14 protein-coding genes, 1 pseudogene and 1 riboswitch are annotated in these 20933 nt (G+C 39.7%); of the genes and pseudogenes, 10 read left to right on the forward strand and 5 right to left on the reverse strand.

Annotated elements, in window-relative coordinates:
• Positions 1-2: 2 nt before the first annotated feature.
• Positions 3-1922: a UvrD-helicase domain-containing protein gene (locus tag QU597_RS08905; protein ID WP_310832316.1), complete on the forward strand. Its 1920-nt coding sequence runs from the start codon at positions 3-5 to the stop codon at positions 1920-1922.
• A gap of 427 nt (positions 1923-2349) precedes the next feature.
• On the opposite strand, the gene QU597_RS08910 is transcribed toward QU597_RS08905, so the two are convergent.
• Positions 2350-3339 carry a DGQHR domain-containing protein gene (locus tag QU597_RS08910; protein ID WP_310832317.1) on the reverse strand — a complete coding sequence of 330 codons (990 nt, stop codon included), beginning with the start codon at positions 3337-3339 and terminating at the stop codon, positions 2350-2352.
• Between the two features lie 141 nt (positions 3340-3480).
• On the opposite strand from QU597_RS08910, the gene QU597_RS08915 reads away from it, so the two are divergent.
• The 3 genes from QU597_RS08915 to QU597_RS08925 all read left to right on the forward strand — a co-directional run bounded on the left by QU597_RS08915 (position 3481) and on the right by QU597_RS08925 (position 7580).
• A complete protein-coding gene (locus QU597_RS08915) occupies positions 3481-3849 on the forward strand; it encodes a helix-turn-helix domain-containing protein (protein ID WP_310832318.1) in 369 nt (122 codons plus the stop codon).
• Positions 3850-4034: 185 nt separating this feature from the next.
• Positions 4035-5111: a phospholipase D-like domain-containing protein gene (locus QU597_RS08920; protein ID WP_310832319.1), complete on the forward strand. Its 1077-nt coding sequence runs from the start codon at positions 4035-4037 to the stop codon at positions 5109-5111.
• Positions 5112-5345: 234 nt separating this feature from the next.
• Positions 5346-7580 (forward strand): AAA family ATPase, encoded by a 2235-nt coding sequence (locus QU597_RS08925; RefSeq protein ID WP_310832320.1) that lies wholly within the window; start codon positions 5346-5348, stop codon positions 7578-7580.
• Between the two features lie 296 nt (positions 7581-7876).
• Here the strand turns inward: QU597_RS08925 and QU597_RS08930 are convergent, their stop codons facing one another.
• Together QU597_RS08930 and QU597_RS08935 are read right to left on the reverse strand one after the other, a co-directional pair.
• Positions 7877-8713, reverse strand: a complete 837-nt coding sequence (locus QU597_RS08930) for an HNH endonuclease (RefSeq protein ID WP_310832321.1) — start codon at positions 8711-8713, stop codon at positions 7877-7879.
• A gap of 2 nt (positions 8714-8715) precedes the next feature.
• The gene (locus QU597_RS08935; protein WP_310832322.1) at positions 8716-10332 is read right to left on the reverse strand and encodes an AAA family ATPase; all 1617 of its coding nucleotides are present in this window, start codon (positions 10330-10332) and stop codon (positions 8716-8718) included.
• Between the two features lie 506 nt (positions 10333-10838).
• Between QU597_RS08935 and QU597_RS08940 the strand changes: the two genes are divergently transcribed.
• The 3 genes and pseudogenes from QU597_RS08940 to QU597_RS08950 form a co-directional block, all read left to right on the forward strand.
• A complete protein-coding gene (locus tag QU597_RS08940; protein ID WP_310832323.1) occupies positions 10839-12095 on the forward strand; it encodes an HNH endonuclease in 1257 nt (418 codons plus the stop codon).
• Positions 12096-12141: 46 nt separating this feature from the next.
• Positions 12142-13068, forward strand: coding sequence for a hypothetical protein (locus QU597_RS08945; protein WP_310832324.1), 927 nt, complete (start codon positions 12142-12144; stop codon positions 13066-13068).
• A gap of 242 nt (positions 13069-13310) precedes the next feature.
• A pseudogene (locus tag QU597_RS08950) lies at positions 13311-13997 on the forward strand (5'-3' exonuclease); the annotation flags it as partial.
• 167 nt (positions 13998-14164) lie between these two features.
• Here QU597_RS08950 and QU597_RS08955 read toward each other — a convergent pair.
• The gene (locus QU597_RS08955; protein WP_310832325.1) at positions 14165-14587 is read right to left on the reverse strand and encodes a peptide deformylase; all 423 of its coding nucleotides are present in this window, start codon (positions 14585-14587) and stop codon (positions 14165-14167) included.
• A gap of 240 nt (positions 14588-14827) precedes the next feature.
• On the opposite strand from QU597_RS08955, the gene QU597_RS08960 reads away from it, so the two are divergent.
• Positions 14828-16324, forward strand: coding sequence for an alpha-N-arabinofuranosidase (locus tag QU597_RS08960; protein WP_310832326.1), 1497 nt, complete (start codon positions 14828-14830; stop codon positions 16322-16324).
• A 14-nt stretch (positions 16325-16338) separates the two neighbouring features.
• Positions 16339-16614 carry a DUF6171 family protein gene (locus QU597_RS08965; protein WP_236333761.1) on the forward strand — a complete coding sequence of 92 codons (276 nt, stop codon included), beginning with the start codon at positions 16339-16341 and terminating at the stop codon, positions 16612-16614.
• Between the two features lie 134 nt (positions 16615-16748).
• On the opposite strand, the gene QU597_RS08970 is transcribed toward QU597_RS08965, so the two are convergent.
• Positions 16749-17690, reverse strand: a complete 942-nt coding sequence (locus QU597_RS08970) for an ArsR/SmtB family transcription factor (RefSeq protein ID WP_310832327.1) — start codon at positions 17688-17690, stop codon at positions 16749-16751.
• 135 nt (positions 17691-17825) lie between these two features.
• A riboswitch (cobalamin riboswitch) is annotated at positions 17826-18015 on the forward strand.
• Positions 18016-18298: 283 nt separating this feature from the next.
• Between QU597_RS08970 and cobJ the strand changes: the two genes are divergently transcribed.
• Positions 18299-20929 carry a precorrin-3B C(17)-methyltransferase gene (cobJ, locus tag QU597_RS08975; RefSeq protein WP_310832328.1) on the forward strand — a complete coding sequence of 877 codons (2631 nt, stop codon included), beginning with the start codon at positions 18299-18301 and terminating at the stop codon, positions 20927-20929.
• Positions 20930-20933: the final 4 nt, after the last annotated feature.

Below are 20933 nucleotides of genomic sequence, written 5' to 3' on the forward strand. Positions count from 1 at the left end.
CTATGGTTTATGTTAACCAAGATAACTGGACTACTTCTGCAGGCATTATTTTGGAACCCACTGCAGCCTTAGCAGTTAAATCTGAAAATAACTGTCTTATATTAGCCGGGCCAGGTGCGGGGAAAACAGAATTATTAGCTCAACGAGCCTGTTATTTACTACAAACAAATCTGTGCCCAGATCCACAAAAAATTTTGGCTATCAGTTTTAAAACGGACGCTGCTGAAAATTTGAAAAAAAGAGTCGAACTTCGTTGTGGTAAAGATCTTGCTTCGAGATTTGAATCTAGAACCTTTGATTCATTTGCTAAGCAAATATTAGATCGTTATAGACTGGGGCTGCCAGAAACTTATCAACCCCAAAAAAACTATAAAATTGTAACTTCTCAACGAGAAGTAAGGGAAATAGCCGTTGGCTATATAAATGAGCGTCATCCTAACCAGCCAAATTGGCAGCACGAAATCAATTTTAATGTCTTATTCAGACGGCTATCAGAAGAGGATATACCCATTTTAGATCTTGATCAAAATATATACACATGGATTTTAGCTAGATTGTGGGATGTAATGGTTCATGGGCGGGGTAGTCTCAATAGCACTTTAACTTTTCCCATGATTTCGAAGCTTGCTAACTATTTACTGAAACAAAATCCGCTGGTCAAAAAAGCATTTCAAATGACATATAGTCATGTTTTTTTGGATGAATTTCAGGATACAACCTATTTACAATATGAATTATTAAAAACTATTTTCTTAGATTCTTCAACAATCATAACAAGTGTGGGAGACGATAAGCAAAGAATTATGGGCTGGGCCGGTGCGCTTTCTAACTCATTTGAACAGTTCCAGTTTGATTTCAGGGCTGATGAGATTAAATTAACTCGTAACCACAGGTCTGCTCCTAAATTGGTAGAAATACAGAACGTTCTAGCTAAAATAATTAACGAAAATGCAACGAATGCTACCGTTTCAGATCAACATAGTGATTTAGAAGGAGTATGTGAAGTTTGGAGTTTTCAAACTCATCTGAATGAGGCATCTTTTGTAGCATCCAGTATTGCAAATAGAATTCAACAAGAGAAGGTGAATCCAAGAGATATTTGTATACTCGTGAAGCAACAAGAACATATATACGCTAAAGCTGTAATGGAGGAACTAGGACAACTAGGTATTCATGCAAGAATCGAAAAAGAATACCAGGAGTTGTTATCAGAAGAGTGCGTTCAGCTCGTTCTTGATTTTTTCAAACTAGCTATAGAAGAAAGAAATCATGGTTCGTGGGTAAAGCTTTCGGAACTGCTATGTTATATTCAAGGGTTAGATCAGGACTTGGATCAGACTAAGATATTAAGAATAGAGGTTGATCTCAGCGCACAAATTAGTCAAATGAAGATTCAAATTAATCAGATCGTAAACGAAGAAAATTCTTGTAAGCAATGCATATCAAATGTTGTTAAAGGTGTCTATTCCTTTATTGGGGAGGAATTGTTTTTCCGTCTTTATCCAAAGTATGCAAGAGGTGATTACTTTAATCGATTAATCGATAGTACTATTGAAAAGCTCTCTTCAGCATATATGAAACATTTAGACTGGAATAATGCCATCTCGGATTTTTTGGGATTACTTAGTGTACCTATAATGACAATTCATAAGAGCAAAGGGTTAGAATATGATACTGTCATATTTTTGGGATTAGAGGATGATGCATTTTGGAGTTTTCAAAGCCAGAGGGCTGCCGATATTTGTGCATTTTTTGTAGCCTTATCAAGAGCAAAAAAGCAATGTTTCTTTACATTTAGTGCTTCAAGAGAAATCTTACATTATGGAAGCATTCAAACAAAACCCCAATTTAGTGCGAATATTTCGACTCTTTATCAGATATTACTTAACGCGAATGTAGAAATAAGAAACATAACAGCTTAAATGTCATTCTCTTCAAAATAGCAAAAATAAGAGCTGCCGCAACTTTGGCAGCTCTTATTTTATAGTATGACACTTAGAAAGGCTTTTTGAAATTACAAACGTTAATGAGGTTCTTGAGTGAATAGAGGTAATAATTAGTAAAGGAGGGGATTGTTAAAGTGTCACTAAAGTTTGTATTTAGAGGAGTAGATGCGAAGCTACAAAGAGCTTAGTATAGCATGCTTATACATTTAAAGTTACCATTCTGAAAGATCAAGTTACCGATTACATATATCACAGTGTACTTTAATTACTAAACCAAGTCCTGTCGGAATAAATGTATATTGGAACTTTGCCCCAGCAACATCATTGGCAATACATTTATCCCATTTGCGTATTTTTTGCTGCAGCTTTTTGTAATTTCAAATATCATTGATACTATTCCTCCTTAAAGAAGCATTAAATCAACAAGATCAATTGCCAGAGATTTGGACCCACTCATTCCTTTTAAATATTTTAATGGGCCATCTGAAGACCAATTTATTGTCTGCAGTTTTTTTATATGTTTATTCATCGTATTGTAATCGACTCTTCCGCGTTCATTAATGCTCTTTGTTAGAAGTTTAGATCCTGCAATAGAAAGAGCATCTAAACAAACGATATGAGTGATACGATATTCTCCATAATCTATCCATTCTTTAGAAAATAGATCTTTAATAGAACGGTAATAATTTAAAGCGATCTGATATTTTTCTTCATTTTTTATTCCAATCATTTTTTGTTCTTTAAATAGTAAATGTATCGTCCGATAGAGGTTTTGAAGGGTGATATGGCGTCCGCGGCTACGCTTGCCAACGATACTCCCGATATTATGAAATGGGCTTTCTGGCCTTGTTATAAGCTCTGTAGCGACCCAACTATACTCATCCGAGTCCCGTCGTAAATATTTGCTGAGAGAAGTTCCAATTCCTTTGGCTTTAGTATTAATTGTATCAAATAACTGTATTTCTTCATCTTCATCAAGATGATGGAAAGCCAGAAAAGGGATGTTTAACTCAGAATGTGTTTCTTGGACGTATCGTTCAACTCCACCAAGACGATGCTGGCCATCCATAAGGGAAGCTTTCCCGTTACAAACAATTCTTCCGTAGTTCGTTCTTACATTATCATATGCAGAGAACTCCCAGTTTCCTGCAGCATTTAATAATACAGGCGTAAATAAAGCATCATCACCTTTAGATAAATAAATCGCAAAATCAGTACTCCGCTTTGTATCTATTGGTCTCTGATAACCTTTTCCTGCTGGGTGATCATAGTGTTTAACATAAGTAACGTTTAAGGCAGTGCTAGATGGTAGATAACTTTGATAGGCGACCTTGCCACGCATTTTGTACTGCAGGACATTTTCAATAACTATTGGTCTTGGTAAGTTACTCATAGATGTTAACTCCTTATAGAAATTTCTAGGGTATAGCACTCAATATAGACCTTAAATTATATAATTTCAATTAGAAATATATAACATGAGTATCTTTAATCTGGTGATCAACTTACCTACTCTAATAGAGAGGTGGTTGTTTTGAGGATAAGTATTGCTGAATATGTTGGAGATAGGATAAGAGTGCTTCGGAAGAGTAAGAATTATACTCAGGAACAATTAGGTGAAAAAGTGGGCTTGCCTCAGCCTTATATTGGTGCTCTCGAACGAGCAGAGAGGAACATTTCTTTAGAAACTCTCGAAAGAGTATTAGAGGCTGTTGATTGTCCTGCTAATGAGTTTTTTAGGCCTTACACTGGAGAGAACCTGTCAAATGACAATTGGGAAAAAGAAGTAATTTTTGACAGTGTATATGAAATGCTGATTGATAGACCAGTGCATGATGTGCAGATGATTCAACAACTTGTTCAAAACATTTTAATTACTATAGATTCACATAACGAAAAATAATTTAATGAGAATTCAAAGGAATTATAATACAAGACCGTGCCTATTGATACATAAGCACGGTCTTGTTAGTTTACAGAATAATATGAAATACATCGTTATAAAAAATATTTTTTGTAATGTATAATGTTTTGATTAGACGTAATAGAAAAGAAAATCAACAAAGTTTTATGAGAGGTGACTACATCTTGATTGAAATTATAAATTTAGAAAGCATTAAAATAGTTTTGTCTCAAGGCGAACAAAATTATAAAGAGATTTTTACTTCAATTGATAGAACAAGTCATTTGTATATAACAACCTTTAACTACTCTATGCCCGAGGAGTTGGAAGAGTCTTTACAAAAATCTATTGAGTTTGTGAATGATGTTAAGGTGATTTTTAATGTTTACAATTTTGATGGAACAGAAGAGGGGAAGATATACAGGTTATTAGTTAAAGCTTTAAATAAAAATCCGTATGTCCAATTTTTTTATAACAATAATAATCATTCGAAAATAATAAGCAATGGTAAAAAGATGTATATTGGAAGCTCGAATCTAACTGAAAACTCAATAAATAACTTTGAAGCTGGTGTCATTATTAAGGATTATGATGCTATAAGAGAAATTGAAGAGAGTGTTTTTGAATATACCTACATAAAGTATAAACCAATTATTACTGATCCAATTGCTCCACTAATAATACCCTTTCAATTTTTTATTGTAGAAGCTAAAAAACAATATGACGTGCTAAAGAGTATGATTGAATCAGCAAAAATACATAGCTTTGTTTTATTAGATGAAGAGTTGCTTAAAGAGGAACGTTACATATTATCTGATTTTTTAAGAAAATACTATAAAACTTTTAAATTAGCAAAAGAAGAGTTCATTAACTATCTCACTGAACATGAAAATGGATATAAGATGGTGAATCTATTAGAGGACATTGATCACGAAATTAAGTTGATTTATGAACATGCCCCACTGGGCTCACCTACAGTTAGATTTTTTGATTTTATGGAAGATTATAGTAACATGGGGGAAAAATATAGGGATCAGTATTGGAAAACACAGACTTTTAAAGCTGATACAGTAGTTCTTGAAGAGAAGCTATATTTAACCCGGTTAACTTCTTTGTTAGATATGTTTTTTCATTTAAGAAAAATTTGGATTGATTTGTATGGGGTAAAGAGGCATTTCTTCTTAGACAAACAAATACCAATTATTTTTTGGTATGAGGAACCGTCAATGGCCGAACCATATTGGAGATACTTTCTAAGATAACTTATTAACTTTTTGTTTACCGCACTAAAATTACTACTATAAATTGTTTTTTCTTCAAAAAGAAGGGGTTGATTGTAAACCGAATTTAAAATTTTAAATTAGCTCATATTTATCATTACTGAAATCTTAATGCGCATATAAATAGAAAAAAATTGAAATGAAGGTAAAACGATCCTTGAAGTCGAATCTTATTTATTACATGGTGGATGGATTTATTCTAGAGGAGGAATTTGCTTGGATAATCTCAAAGTTGAGATTGAAAATTGTTATGGGATAAATAAGCTAGTACATGAATTTGACTTTAGTACTGGCTTAGCTTATGTGATTTATGCTCCGAATGGTGTAATGAAGTCTTCCTTTGCGAATGTCTTTGATGATTACAGTAAGGATAAGGATTCATGCGATTTAGTCTATAAAAATCGTTTATCAACGCGGAAGATAACGGGTTCATTAGGGGTGGAAATAGAAAGGGAGTCTATTTTCGTTATTAGACCATATGAAAGAAATTATAAATCTAAAAGGGTTTCAAATTTACTGGTAAAAGAAGATTTAAAAAGAAAGTATATAGAGCTTCATGAAAAAATAGATAATTCCAAAGAATTACTTATAAGTGAACTGAAAAAAGTCACAAAGCTAAACAAAATTGAAGAGGAGATACTTGGTGTTTTTGGGACACGAGATTCAAAAATAGTCGATATTATTTCTAATCTAGAAGGAGTTGTTTCAGGTGAAGATTTAACGCAAAGGTTTTCAAACATCGCATATAAAATAGTATTTGATGAGAAAGTAGTTGATTTTCTTACTAAGGGTGACATTAAGTATCAAATAAAAAACTACATAGAGAAGTATAACGATCTTATACAAAAATCAGCTTTTTTACGAAAAGAATTTAATCATTACCATGCTACTACGGTTCATAAGAATTTATTGGATAACGGCTTTTTTAAAGCAGAGCATACAATAAATATGAATATGAAGGGTGTAAAGAAAGAGATAGGTTCAGCTGAGGAATTGTCGGATTTGATTCTTGAAGAGAAAACTAAAATTCTAGCTGATTCGGAACTTCAAAAAATATTTGATACTATTGATAAAAAAATATCAAATGCGCAATTAAGAGACCTAAGAGAGTACTTATTTGAACACCAAGAGTTATTAGTTGAATTGGAAAATATACATAATTTAAAAAGATGTGTTTGGATAGCTTATTTTCAGAAATGCTCAGTGGCATATTTTAACTTAGTTAAAGAATTTAAAGAGGCACAAGATGATTTAAAAAAAATTATAGAACAAGCAAATAGAGAAAAAACAGATTGGGAGAACGTAATTGATATATTTAACAGAAGGTTTTATGTGCCCTATACTCTGAAAATGAGTAATAAATCAGACAGTGTGTTAGAAGATGTTGCACCAAGCATTGAATATATCTTCAATGATCGAGATGAAGTTTCCGAAAATGTTAGTGAGGAGTTACTTCTATCAGTATTAAGTCAGGGTGAGACAAGAGCTCTCTACTTATTGAATATTATTTTTGAGCTAGAATGCAGGAGGGTGCAAAATTTAAAAACAATATTAGTGGTGGATGATATTGCAGATTCTTTTGATTATAAAAATAAGTATGCCATCATTGAGTATTTGAAAGAGATATCAGATTCAGATAATTTCAATATAATTATCTTGACCCATAACTTTGATTTTTACCGAACCGTACAAGATAGAATAAACACTAACAAACACACTCACTCTTATATGGCAGTCAAAAGCATTGATTCTATAAACTTGGTAGAACCAGGGTATAGATATATTAGCAATCCATTTAAAAATTGGAAAAAGCACTTGGATGACAAGGCTAAATTAATTGCTTCTATTTCATTTGCTAGAAATATTACAGAGCATTTAGGAGATAAGGTTAATACTAATTTGTTAACCTCAATGCTGCATATAAAAAATAACTCTTGGTCGCTTCGAATAAGTGATATTGAATGTTGTTATAAAGATATTTTTAAAGACATGAACGGTTTGGTATTAAATGATCCGAATAAATTAGTATTGGATTTAATTATTGAAGTTGCTGAGGAACTTTATAAGGAGCGTACGGAGATTGGTTTAAATCTAGAGAACAAAATTGTTTTATCCATTGCAACTAGAATCAATGCTGAAGTATACATGATTTCTAAAATTAATGATCCTTCATTTTTGTCAACGATAAAAGATAATCAAACAGGTAGATTATTCGGTCGCTTTAAAACTGATTTTTCAAATGAGAGGGACACAATACAAATTCTCGAAAGAGTTAATTTAATGACACCTGAAAACATCCATTTAAACTCTTTTATGTTTGAGCCAATATTGGATTTATCTGAACATCATTTAAAGGACTTATATGCAAGTGTAAAAGAACTAATTTTATTAGAAGAACAGGGGGCAAAATACGTCGCAGCAACAGAAGAGGCTAATAGTGATTCGATTTAATGAGACTAATTTGAAACTAGTGATATGCAGCTATAATCTAAACTAGTGGCTTGACTAAGCCGAATTTAAAGTTTTGCTTGAGCCGGTTGCTCGAAGCTATGCTGTCCGGTTTACAGAATGGGACTTAAATTTGATGCGGTCAAGGTGCTAGATACTTAATAAAACAAGTTAAGTGGGGGGAGAAACCTGGAAAGGTTTGTTATCCCCCTGCTATTGTACAAAGCGAGTTATGTTTGAATTGCCTGGCGGATTAAAGGTAAAATAAGATGAGGCTGTTATTTAGTACTGATGAAAAATTATAAATGTCCCAAGACTTTAATTGGTAGATAATAATCGAAAAACCAGCTGCTTTCTATAATGCTTGTTAGTCCCGCATATTCCCAGGGGCGAGACATTGTGTTAAGTAACGATTTTCTTCGTCTGTTTAGACTTTCTCTAACATGGTCAGCGTTACTTTCTTCTTCATAAAGCATCTTTATTTCTTCGAATTTAACAACAAATTCTGCTTCAAAATCAGAACGATAAAGATCCTCAATTTTGAGTTTATCGAAGTGGAATCTTACCCGCTCATAAAATAAGCCATCCCAAGTAGATAATTTATCTATGTAAAATTCAAAACCGATGCTTATATTCTCAATAATCCTACATTTTAGGAAATCAAAAACGCCCTCAATATTATCATAGTATGGATGGATTAACATTCTTGAAAATTCGGTATCATAGTAGTCTTCCTTAATATCATTACAATCTTTGCATATTGGAACAAGATTATTAGAGGTTACAGCAAAAGTAGGGAATTGGGATTTAGGTAAATAATGATCCAATTCTTTTACAGATCTTGTTGGAAAGTTACAATATGGACAACTACGCTGAGTTGATCTGATCTTCTCATAGTATTGGTATGAAGGTGAATTTTTTCGAGAAAATCTGTTTTTATAGGTGTCTTTCATGTATTTACTATAATCTATATTTGTTGTCATAAAAGATTTCTCATCTGCAAAAAACAATTTTACGTTAGAAAAATCTTGGTCATATGCCTTTGATTTAACTATAACCCGGTCTTGATATTTGAAATCATCAAAACATTTACAAATATCCTCTTGTTTTATATCAGGTTTATTAATTTTTTTCATGATCATCTCTTCTTTTTATTTAGTAAACTCTGCATCAATATTTGACCTAAAAATCCTACATTCTCATCAAAATTGCTATAACTTTCTTCAAAGTTTCTTCCTAATTCTTGTTCTATTAACTGGTAAAAACCTGTTTTAATAACCTCCAGACCAAAAACCTCTCTGGTCAGAGTATCTACACTTGTAGCAAACGTTTCTGTTTTTACTTCAGTGAATTGCATGTGTTTATCGTTTCGTTCGATTTTAGTAACGCATTTTTTGGGTACTTCTTGCAAGACAATAGGAGAATGTGTTGCAATAATTCCAACTGCATTTTTTTTGATTAACAGGTAAGACAAGGTTCTAATATAAGTCGATAGTAATGGTGGGTGTAAATGAGTTTCTGGCTCATCTATCAACACAATTGTTTTTTCAAATATTGAATCTGAAAGTAATGTTAAAGATAGAATTATTATCATATGTCCGGAACTTAATTTCTCAAAATACCTCTTAACTAATTTGTCTTTTTTTGAAGCATTAGATGAACTTTTGGAAAATTTATCTTTTGAAAAGTATCTTCTAAGAACTTCAATAAATTTATTATCACTAAACATAGGATCAGTATTTAAATTTTCACAGGTTTCTAAATATGTATCAATTTTATTCTTGTTTTTTTTGATGTTTTTAAGGGAATTTAGAAACTCTTTCCAAAGATCCTCTACTGATTTGATTCGAATTTCTCCATTTTCTTGCTTATCTATTAAGCCTATGTATTTATATTTTTTTCTGAAATCCTCAACTTTTTCACGTGGAAGTTCTTTTTCGTTCTTTATATCGATAGATAATGCATCATCGAATACGCTGAAGGAAAGACCAATGATTCCGGCAAAACTATTTTTTTTGCAATCTATGTAGAAATCTTTGCTGATTTTGTACTTCTTTGATTGTTCGAGTTCTACGAATATAGAACTATTATCAAGTAAATTAATTATCATATTTCGTAAAAGCCACGTTTTCCCCACACCATTTCTTCCAATCAATACATGTATATTACTAGGTGGAAGAGATTTTCTAACTACGTCAATATTAATTTTTTCTTCGTTTAAATATTTAAATGAAAAGCTATAGTCTGTTAGTTCTGAGTAGCCCTTAGAAACACGATGATATTGTTCAACTACAGAAATATGTAAATTTCTCAATAGGGAATTGACTACACATGGTTCTCCATTTTCATATAACTCATTAAATAATTTGAAATTGTAAGCTAAATCATTGAGATTGTTATAATAATCGGTATTTTCATCTGGAAATAATGCATTAACATTCTTGTAATAGCTTAAATCTTGCCCTAAAGAAAAGAAGTTTTCTCCTAACTCATTTAAACTATTAAATTGTATACCTAATGGAATCAAGTTTTTTATTGAATAAGACGTGAAATTATTTACAGAAGATCCTCGGATTCCCCGGCTAGCTAATGCCTTGCAACCAATTTTAACTACACCAATGTCCTCAATGTCCTCATTATGATAATATGCTGTAAAAGTCGTACAGTACCCATAATCATCCCAAGGATCATACATTAAATAAATAACATCATTTTTATTCGCAAATATTATGTTTTCAATTCTTTCGAATTTCATCAATAATCACTCACAATATGATATTTTTAGCTAATAATTTCATGTTTTATGATACCAGCTATTACTAAAAAAGTCTTGGAACATGAAGGAAATAGTATTATTTTTTATTTTTCAGACCGAACATTTATTGGTTTGGAAAAATAAATATACCTTAATCAAGGAGATTGGCTTTGTAATATAAATTAATTACTTCGTAAGTAATAGGAGCATCACTTTATTATTGAACGCGAAATAATGAAGGTTTCTACTTTTTTAATTAATACATAATAGTGTTACTGCGGAGATGTTCATATTATTGATCATAATAAGACTTAAAGATAACTTTATAAAATTCAGAAACGTATGTTTGGGTAGAGACACAAGATCAAAAACGTTCCTTTTTTAAGCGCTTATTATTTAAGGGTAAATTAGTCTATAAAAATCAAATCAGAATGTAACAGCCAATTAATCTAATGTACGTTACAATAGTTATAAATTTTTAATCAAGCAATTAAGGGGTTATTAAAATGAGATGCGTATATTGTGGGGAGCCTTTAAATGAAATTAACGTAAGTAAGGAACATGTCATTCATAATGCACTAGGGGGGTTACTAGAATCAAAGAAAATTTGTTGTAAAGGTTGTAACTCAAAACTTGGTGAGAAAGACGATTCAGAGTTTACAAAAATTTTTAGCGCCATTACGGAGAACTTGAATATTAAAAAATCGAGAGAATCTAATCCTTCAAAATACAATGCAATTGTTACTGATAAAAAAGGTCATGTATATAATGCGGTAATGAAAGGCAAGGAGGTATGGAGTGTATTTTCTCAAACAGGAGAGTACTTAAATCAAAATATTAACTTAAAAGAATTAGTCCCTGTTGAACTAATTTTTAAGGTTGATGATCAAGCGTTAAAAAAAGGATTCTCGAAAATTGCATTTAACTATGCCATACATATGGATCTATCGCCAGATTGTCTAGAAATGGTTTTTGACTCGGTAAATAAGAAACTATTATTTAATAAATCAGGTGTGATTCCTTTTGTACCTTTAAATTTTTTTGACAGATCCATTGAAGAAGAAGACCTCATTGATATTAAGCATGCAATTATATTATTTTCATATGGAAACCTATTGATTGCGTATATAGAGTTATTTAGTACTTTTCAGTTTTATGTTGTTTTATCTCAAAATTGGTCTGGGCAAGCTATACTTCATTCTTACTGTCAGTTAGTTGAAAAGAGAGATTTCGACGAAGAAAAAATTAGAAAGATGATACATATCCACGATTTAAAAGACATGGATATAATACTTAACCAATACCAACTAAAATTGCCCGATTTGTGTAATGAGGAAGAATGTGAGGAAGACGAATGTAAGGAGAATGGATGTAAAGAAAATAAAATTCCAAGGATTTTCGAGAAAATTGAAAATGACGCTTTTAATACTATTCGAAAAAAAGAGTACGAAGTAGATTTATGGAAGTATGTATATAATCAGACACTCAAATATAATTGTGCTGAGAAATTAATGTCCAATATAAACATGAAATATTATCATGAATATATGGGATATTTTATACCTGAATCTGAAGAATCTAGTGAAGCTATAAATCCTAATATGTTTAGAATATTTAATGCTTCAAACGGTGAAAACGAAATATATATTGAATCAATATTAAATGAAATCTCATTAGAAAATTTTAATGAAGTAGTTATACCCTATACCAATGGAAAAATGAACAGACTTTCTAAAATTATTACAGAGAATATTTTTGGTTAATTCTAAAAAATTAGTTTTTATACTCTAGATAAAGGGGTAAGGATTAATGAAGTTACGTGTAGAATATAAAGATTCTAGTGGACAAGTAATAAATCAAGAACATAAATTAACTCGAATTGCTTTTGCAAAGCACTTAGCCGTAGCAGGACAAGGATATGCTCCAAGACCTCAGAAGTTTATGAAAACAATTGGAATGTTCCTCCACTACAGTAACTACATACAGCGAAGAGCATTTAATGAGGATAGATTCTCAGAGCCTCCGATTCCACTTTCTGACCCAACCGAAAAAGGGCAATTCTCTAATCTTGCAGGCAAAGCAATTGCTGATTTTTTATCAAAACGAATTGACCAAAGTTCTTATACTGTTAATTATGAAGCGGCAATGCGAATGAGGGGAATGCCAATTGCAGGCAGTAGGCCTGACTTGTTTGCATTTAATTCTAATGGAATGTTTGCTCTTGAAGCAAAAGGGTTCTCTGGTGCTTGTGGGAATATGCAAACTCATAAGAAACAATCTCAATCAGGTGCTATTCCTGTTAACTTTACAGTTGCATGTGTTTCATACAATCTTTACTCTGAAGTTCACTGCAAATATTATGACCCAATAAACGACACCATTAAATTTGATGATGATCTATATCGTCAATTAACAATGATTTATTATAAAAGATTATCAGAATTTTTAGATATAGAATTCTTCCCATATAGTGAAATTGGCTATCAGGGAGAGACATTTTATGAAGTTGATTTGTTTAATCGTGGATTTCTGACACCGTTCTTGAGCGATACCCCGTTTATACGATTTTGGGGATATGAAGTAAAAAGACTTAAATTGATTCTACCAAAAAAAATTAAAGAATATGCGGAAAATGGGCTGGAAAGAGACACACCTCCTTTTATTTTTGACAGCAAAGAAAATAGTGACATATATATTGACAATGATAGAGTTGGATTACGAATGGAAAGATATTAAAGTTTTATATCTTGTTGGCGTGGTGCTGGTTACCAGAACACTTTTATTTGAATTGTCATGTGTTAAAGAAGAAATGAAAATAAAATTCTAGGATTTAGTATTTTTTAAAGTTTACTTCACAATTGGATATGATCTAGAGATGGATAAACGTTAAAAAATTCCTATGAATAATAAGGGGAACTCATCAAATTTTTATTACTTCATATGCTTATGAAACGTATGTTTGGGTGGAGACCAGTGATAACCGGATAGATGCGCCGCTGGAGCTGATTCCGCAGTTTGATCTGGTCAAGGAAGTAGTGGCCGAGCTGGGTGTACCGAATATCGGGCTTGTGGGCTATGAGGCGGATGACTGCATCGGCACACTGGCTGCCTGCTACGGCGGGGAGTCTGAGGTTTACATCCTCACCGGTGATCACGATATGCTGCAGCTGGTCAATGACAACGTCAAGGTCGTCATTATGAAAAAAGGCCGTTCCAACTATAAGGTGTACGATCCGGCGGAGCTGCTGGAGGAAAAAGGACTTACGCCCAGACAGGTCATTGACCTGAAGGGCTTCATGGGCGATACGAGCGACAATTATCCTGGCGTAAAAGGCATCGGCGAGAAGACAGCGCTGAAGCTGCTGACCGAATACGGCACCGTCGAAGGTGTAATTGAGAATCTGCATCTGCTGCCGAAGGGGGTACGCTCTAAGATTGAGGCAGATCTGGACATGCTGCATTTGTCGAGGGAGCTGGCTGAAATCCGCTGTGATGTGCCGGTTGTCTGCACCCTGGCTGAATGTATGTGGGAGCTGCAGCGTGAGACGGCGGCGCGCAAATTTCAGGAGCTGGAGTTCGGCAGCCTTATGCATCTGATCGGTGAGATGGGCGATGTGCGTGATGAGCGGGGCATCGTGCAGATTGAACTAGGGGATTTGGGTTAACGCTAAGGATGCCGGCCATAAAGCTTGCCGGAATCAGGCATGTCAGTCCCATAATATTGTTCTGACAAAAAAAGCGCTTTTGGACCGTTTAGGGTCCAAAAGCGCTTTTTTATTGTGGAGGACAGATACAAGCTATCGGTTAGCACACCAATAACAGCATACCAGACTCAAATTATGATCCCCTCGCAGTGATCGACCTCATGCTGAATGATCTGCGCGGTCATGCCGGTGAAAACCTGTTTCTGATGCTTGAAGTTACGGTCTAAGAACTCTATCTCAATGCTCTGGTAACGGATAGTCTGCCGTACGCCTTCCAGTGAGAGGCAACCTTCCTCTGCTTCATAGGGCCCGGTACGCTTGGTGATGACCGGATTGATCATGGGTATGTTCATTGGCCCGACGCTGAACACAATGATGCGCTTATTAACACCGATCATGTTGGCCGCCATACCGACACACCGGTCTGCATTTGCCCGGAGCGTATCCAGAAGGTCATCTACCACCTGCACATCCTCCCTGGTTGCCGGAGCGGACCGCTGGCTTAACATTATCTTATCTTTACAAATAGGTCTGATCATCATACTCTCCATATCTGCTTTATTTTGTTGTTAGCTGTCCCTGCCATAATATCATCTGATATTAGTCAGGACAATGAAATTAATCTTTCCGATATACTTGGGAGATGCGAACTTCACCGTTTCCCGGGCCCATGCATAACGTTCAGAGTGCTTAATATAAAGATTGACGGATACGAAGAATCCTGATTATAATATTAATATAACTGTTAAGTGATTAATATATTTATTAACTTTTAGAGGAGCGATTACTACATGGCTAACCGTATGGTACTGAACACGGACATCCGCAAAGGAACCATTAACCGCAACATCTACGGACATTTCGCTGAACATCTGGGACGCTGTATCTATGAAGGCATCTGGGTGGGCGAAGATTCGCCGATTGCCAATACAAAGGGTATCCGCAACGATGTTGTGGAAGCGCTTAAGGAAATCAAGATTCCGGTGCTGCGCTGGCCGGGCGGCTGCTTTGCGGATGAATACCACTGGAAGGACGGCATCGGTCCGCGCGAAGGCCGCAAACGGATGATCAATACACACTGGGGCGGCACAGTGGAGAATAACCATTTTGGCACCCATGAATTTATGGAATTATGCGCCATGCTGGAATGTGAACCTTACATTAACGGCAATGTAGGCAGTGGAACCGTTCAGGAAATGTCCGAATGGGTGGAATATTTGACGTTTAACGGAGTTTCACCGATGGCTGAGCTGCGCCAGGAGAACGGACGCGAGGAGCCTTGGAGTGTGACTTATTTTGGCGTGGGGAATGAGAACTGGGGCTGCGGCGGAAACATGCGTCCAGAATATTACGCCGATCTGTACCGCCGTTACCAGACGTATGTCCGCAATTATGGCGACAATAAGATTCACCGTATCGCCTGCGGTGCGAATGCAGATGACTATAACTGGACAGAAGTGCTCATGCGTGAAGCCACCCGGTTCATGGATTCGATCACACTGCATTATTACACGCTGCCAACAGGGGAATGGCATAACAAAGGCGCGGCTACCGGTTTTGAGACCAAGGAATGGTTCTCTACGCTGGAGAAGGCATTGCACATGGATGAGCTGGTTACCCGTCACAGTGTCATTATGGATAAATATGATCCGGAGAAGCGCGTTGGCCTGATCGTCGATGAATGGGGAACCTGGTATGATGTTGAGCCGGGAACCAATCCGGGCTTCCTCTATCAGCAGAACTCCATCCGCGATGCGCTGGTTGCGGGCTTGACTCTGAACATTTTCCACAAGCACAGTGACCGGGTGCGGATGGCTAACATTGCCCAGACGATCAACGTGCTGCAGGCTGTAATTCTTACCGAAGGGGAGAAAATGATTCTGACGCCTACCTACCATGTTTTCAACATGTTTAAGGTGCATCAGGATGCAGAGCTGCTGGATTTGGCGCTGGAGAGCGGAACCTACAGCTTCGAAGGACGCGAAATTCCGGAGGTGTCGGCATCGGCTTCTATTACCGCAGAAGGCGTGATTCATATCAGCTTGTGCAACCTGAACCATGCAGCAGCAGCTAAGCTTCCGCTGGAGCTGCGCGGACTTGCCGGGCAGGCGGCAGAAGTGACCGGAACGACGCTTGCCGGAACGGCGATCGATGCCCATAATACCTTCAGTGAGCCGGAAGCAGTAGCTCCACAGCCGTTTACCGCCTTCCAGCTGGAAGACGGCGTCCTCAGCCTGGAGCTGCCTCCGATGTCGGTTACCGTACTGGAAATTAAGACGAAGGCTTAAGGCGGAGATCTAAGATGAGTACAACAACTGCCTGCAAAGGCTGCCGGGATGATTACAAAGTGACAGAGGCACAGATTGCCCGGATTTTGGCTTCCTCCATGTTCACGCCCGACAATACTGCGCCGGAAGAAGTATACGCGGCCCGCTTCGCTCTGTGCTCTGCGTGTCCCAAGCTTCAAGACGGCGTGACCTGTACCGCCTGCGGCTGTATTATTCCGGTTGTCGCCCGGCTTAAAGCTCGCGGCTGCCCGTTGCCGGGAGGCGGGCTGTGGCAGCCTGTCGTTGATTAAACCGCTTGGATGAAGCCACGCGATGAATAAGCTTAACCTGTGCATAAGGATTTTCCGCTGCACGAGGGCATAATAGAACAGCGGCAGTCATGGACGATTGAAAATGTCCTTGGCTGCCGCTGTTTCTTTGTGCATTATTCGGCTGCTTCAGCCGGCTCTGCGGGGCTGGCGCTGTCGGTATAGAATAGCTCAACGACGAGATCGTCGTTGTAATTGCCGAATCCCTTACCGAACAGGGTGAGGCCGCCGATATGTTCAGCGTCTTCATCTACCGAGAGACGGAAGGTCCACTGCTTGTCCCTGATACCGACATGCTCAAGCGTAATGTCAGATAGCTTAAGGCCGTCCATGAATGTTCCTTTTGGTGTAACGCGCAGCTGCTTGAGCAGGCCGTATTGGTTGGTATAAGCAGGCCACCATAAGGGTGTGTATTTGCCCAGGCGGTCCCCGTAGTCACCCGGACTTGTCCAATAACCCAGCTTATGGCCATTCAGGGTGAAGGCGATGTCTGACGGCCAATTGTTATTGGTTGAAGGCGCTTCGGAGGCAATCTCCATCGTAATGACGAGCTCCTCCGGCTGCTGGCTGGTTAACAGGAAGTTCGGGATTTTGTATTCGACATATCCTTTTCCAAACCAGAGAATACCGGCATTAACCCTTTCCATATCCCAGAAATAACGCGGGTCGTCGAAGTTGCCGATCACCTGCTCCGTAGTGGCCAGCCCGCAGGTGGGTTCGATCTGAAAATCGGAGTAGTGGCCGACAGGGATCTCCTTGCGGTAAGCCTTGCGTTCGGCCTTGGCCTGTGCAGGGAAGATGATTTCTACATTCTCGGCAGCAAGTGAACAGATCTTCTGTAAACCGCTTCGTCCGGGAGCCATGTGGGTGCGGATTAGCCCGGCAGCCTCCAGTTTGCGCACATGCATCGTCATAATCGCGCTGCTGAGATTGACTGCTCCAGCCAGCTCCTTGACGTTCATGGGTTGAACAGCAAGCAACCGGAGCATATGAAGGCGTACGCTACTGGATAATGCTTCGTACACCGGTAAAGAGTCTTCGGTGAGATCTAGTTTCATGGAGAACCTCCGGTTCATGTTATATAGTTAATAATTATATTATTTAAATGTCTTCGGTACAAGTTAAAAGGCAAGAATGGCGCTTCACTTTTATCACAGACAAGGTCTGGCGGGGGCCTCTATAATGGATTGAATAAATTAGCGAAGAAACAAGGTGCCCTTGTCAGGCAAGGGGTAACAGGGAATCGGGTGAAACTCCCGAGCGGTCCCGCCACTGTAAGAAAGAGCTGAACTTCTGGATGTCACTCGGCCAGGCTGCCGGGGAAGACGAAGATTTGGCGTTTGTATTTCGAGCCAGGAGACCTACCTTGTTGGCGCACACCACGACTCTACGCGGATAAGAGCGGTGTACGAACGGGTTAATGAAATAGAGGCCGGGCAGCTTCCGCGGACGGGATTCCTGAGATTTGCTGCGGGTTCAGCCGGGACAAGCTGCAGCATTGCATTCCTGTGAAGGTTCAGGGCTGTAGCAGACCGACATCCTCTCTTGCATAACTGATGACGTACATAGGACTCCCACCCCTAAGGGCCGGGAGTTTTTGTTATTGACCAGAAAAATTGCGTTGGCGCATGTTCTGTCTGATCTACATATGAACGGGGGAAAAAGAATGGAGAAACAAGGAAAGCTGCTGATTATCGGCTTTGGCCCCGGTGCCCTGCAACAGATTACAGGCCGAGCACTCGCTGCAATTGAGGAGAGCGAAGCGGTCATCGGCTACAACACTTATGTCGAGCTTATTAAGCCGCTGCTGAAGCATCAGGAAATTGTCGGCACAGGGATGACCGAAGAAGTCAGCCGGGCTCAGGAAGCGGTGCGCCGGGCGGAGGCGGGCCAGACGATAGCCGTCATCTCCAGCGGCGATGCCGGCGTGTACGGAATGGCCGGACTGGTCTATGAGGTGCTGATGGAACGCGGCTGGAACCGTACAGAGGGTGTGGAGGTTGAGGTAATCCCCGGAATATCGGCGATTCAGTCCTGCTCGTCCCTCCTCGGAGCGCCGATTATGCATGATTCGTGCACGATTAGCCTAAGCGACCATCTGACGCCATGGGAGAGCATTGCCGCGCGGGTTGATGCAGCGGGTGCTGCGGATTTTGTGATTGCCTTTTATAATCCGCGCAGCGGCAAACGGACGCGCCAGATCGAGGAAGCGCGCAGTATTCTGCTCCGCTACCGTGATCCGGCCACGCCGGTTGGCATTGTCAAGAATGCCTACCGGGACCGCCAGCAGGTCATTGTAACGACGCTGCAGGCGATGCTGGAGCATGAAATCGGCATGCTCTCTACAGTCGTGGTAGGCAACTCTGCTACCACTGTGTATGACGGCCTGATGGTGACGCCGCGCGGTTATGAGCGCAAGTACAATCTTGGCGCGGAGACTCAGGCGCTGAAGCCGCATGAGCGGCTGCGGACCGCGGCTGAGCCCTGGTCGCTGGCGGCAGCAGCGCAGAGCACTTCCGGCAGCGGTGCGACCTGCAGCATAGCGGATAGCAGTGCCCCTTCTGTCCTGCAGAATATGCCCCGGGCGCATGCTTCTGCCGTATTATCGGCAGTTGCATTTGAATCTGACGGACTTGAGGTTTCGCCGGGGCTTGGCAGCCGGAGATACAGCAGTGCCCAGCTGCGTCTGCTGGCAGAGCTTGCGGGCGATGACGGTCAGCTCGCGTCTTTAAAGGACGGAGATTTTCTCTTGCGCAGCAGTCACTGCGGGCCGGAGGAGATTGCGGATAAACTGGCTGCTGCCGGGCTGAGCGTTAGCCGGCCGGGTGATTTTGTAAAAGTGAAAACCTGCGGGTTCTGTGAGCTCAAAAAAAATGAAGGTCTAGGAGCAGCTGTCCGCCTGCATGAGCGGCTTCATGGGCTGGCTGTCCCCCGCGGGCTCCAGATCAGTGTTGCCGGCTGCGGCATGGCCTGCAGCTCGGCGGTGCTGGAGGATATCGGCGTCGTGTACTCCAGAGGCAGCTATGAGCTTTACCTCGGAGGGAAGAAGACGGGCCGGGGGGCACATGCAGGCAGCCTGGTTCGTGAAGGCATGGACGAGGATGAAGCCGTTGCCGCGGTAACCGCTGTTGTTGAGCAATACCGGAATAAGGGGAAGGCAAACGAGCGGTTTTTTGCCTTTTTTGAGTCGATAGGCACTGTGGAGAGCGGAGTATGGGTAACTGGGCAAGCGAATAACACAAGCTGGAGCGGAGAGAAGAACAGGATGACCCGAAAAACAATACTGCTTGTAGGCCATGGCAGCCGGATTGAAGAGGGCAATGAGGAATTGCGGAATTTTACAGCCCAGCTTGCTGCCCGTAAGCCTGAGCTGAACATTGAGACCTGCTTCATCGAATTGGCTTCTCCTTCGATTGCCGGAGGGATTGAACGAAGTGTAGCCGGTGGTGCCGGGGTGGTGTATGTTGTGCCGATTATTTTATTTGCGGCAGGACATTCCAAGCTGGATATCCCCCTGGCGATTGACCAGGCCAAAAAGAAGTATCCCGCAGTGGAGTTTATCTACGGTCGTCCGGTTGGTGTGCAGGAGAGAGCGGTGGACATATTGCTGGACCGGATCACGGAGGCTGTGCCTCTAGGAATGCGGGATAAACCTGAGAGAGAGCCGGTAGCTGCCGAGGATACCATCGTGCTGGTCATGGGCCGCGGGGGCAGCGATCCCGATGCGAACAGTGACTTCTACAAGCTGGCAAGGCTGCTGTGGGAACACACTGCTTATAAAAGCGTTGAGAGCTGCTTTATCGCCATTGCCCGGCCATCGCTGAACGAGGGCCTGGAACGCTGTCTGGCACTGGGTGCGCGTAAAATTGTAGTGCTGCCGTATCTGCTCTTCACCGGAGTGCTGATGAAGCAGTTTACAGAGAGGGTCGCAGAGTTTGCCGCAGCGCATCCGGAGGTCGAGGTGGAGATCGGCAGCTATATCGGCAATCATCCGCTGCTGGCGGATATGCTCGCAGAGCGTATTGAGGAGACGCTGGAAGGCAAGTCCTTCGCCAACTGCGATAACTGCAGATACAGGGATGCAGCAGGTTTGCATCACCACCACCATCATCACCATCATGGTGAAGAAGGACACGGGCATGACCATGGACATGGACACAACCACGAGCCTCATCATGGTGATGAACATGAACCGCATCATGGTCACAATCATCATCACGGGCATTCCCATGCACATGATCATGGACATGATGATTCTGTTCCAGCGGCTGCTGCGGGCAGCCCGAAGGAGCTGTAGCACG

This window comes from Paenibacillus pedocola (assembly GCF_031599675.1).
Classification (GTDB): Bacteria; Bacillota; Bacilli; order Paenibacillales; family Paenibacillaceae; genus Paenibacillus_AQ; species Paenibacillus_AQ pedocola.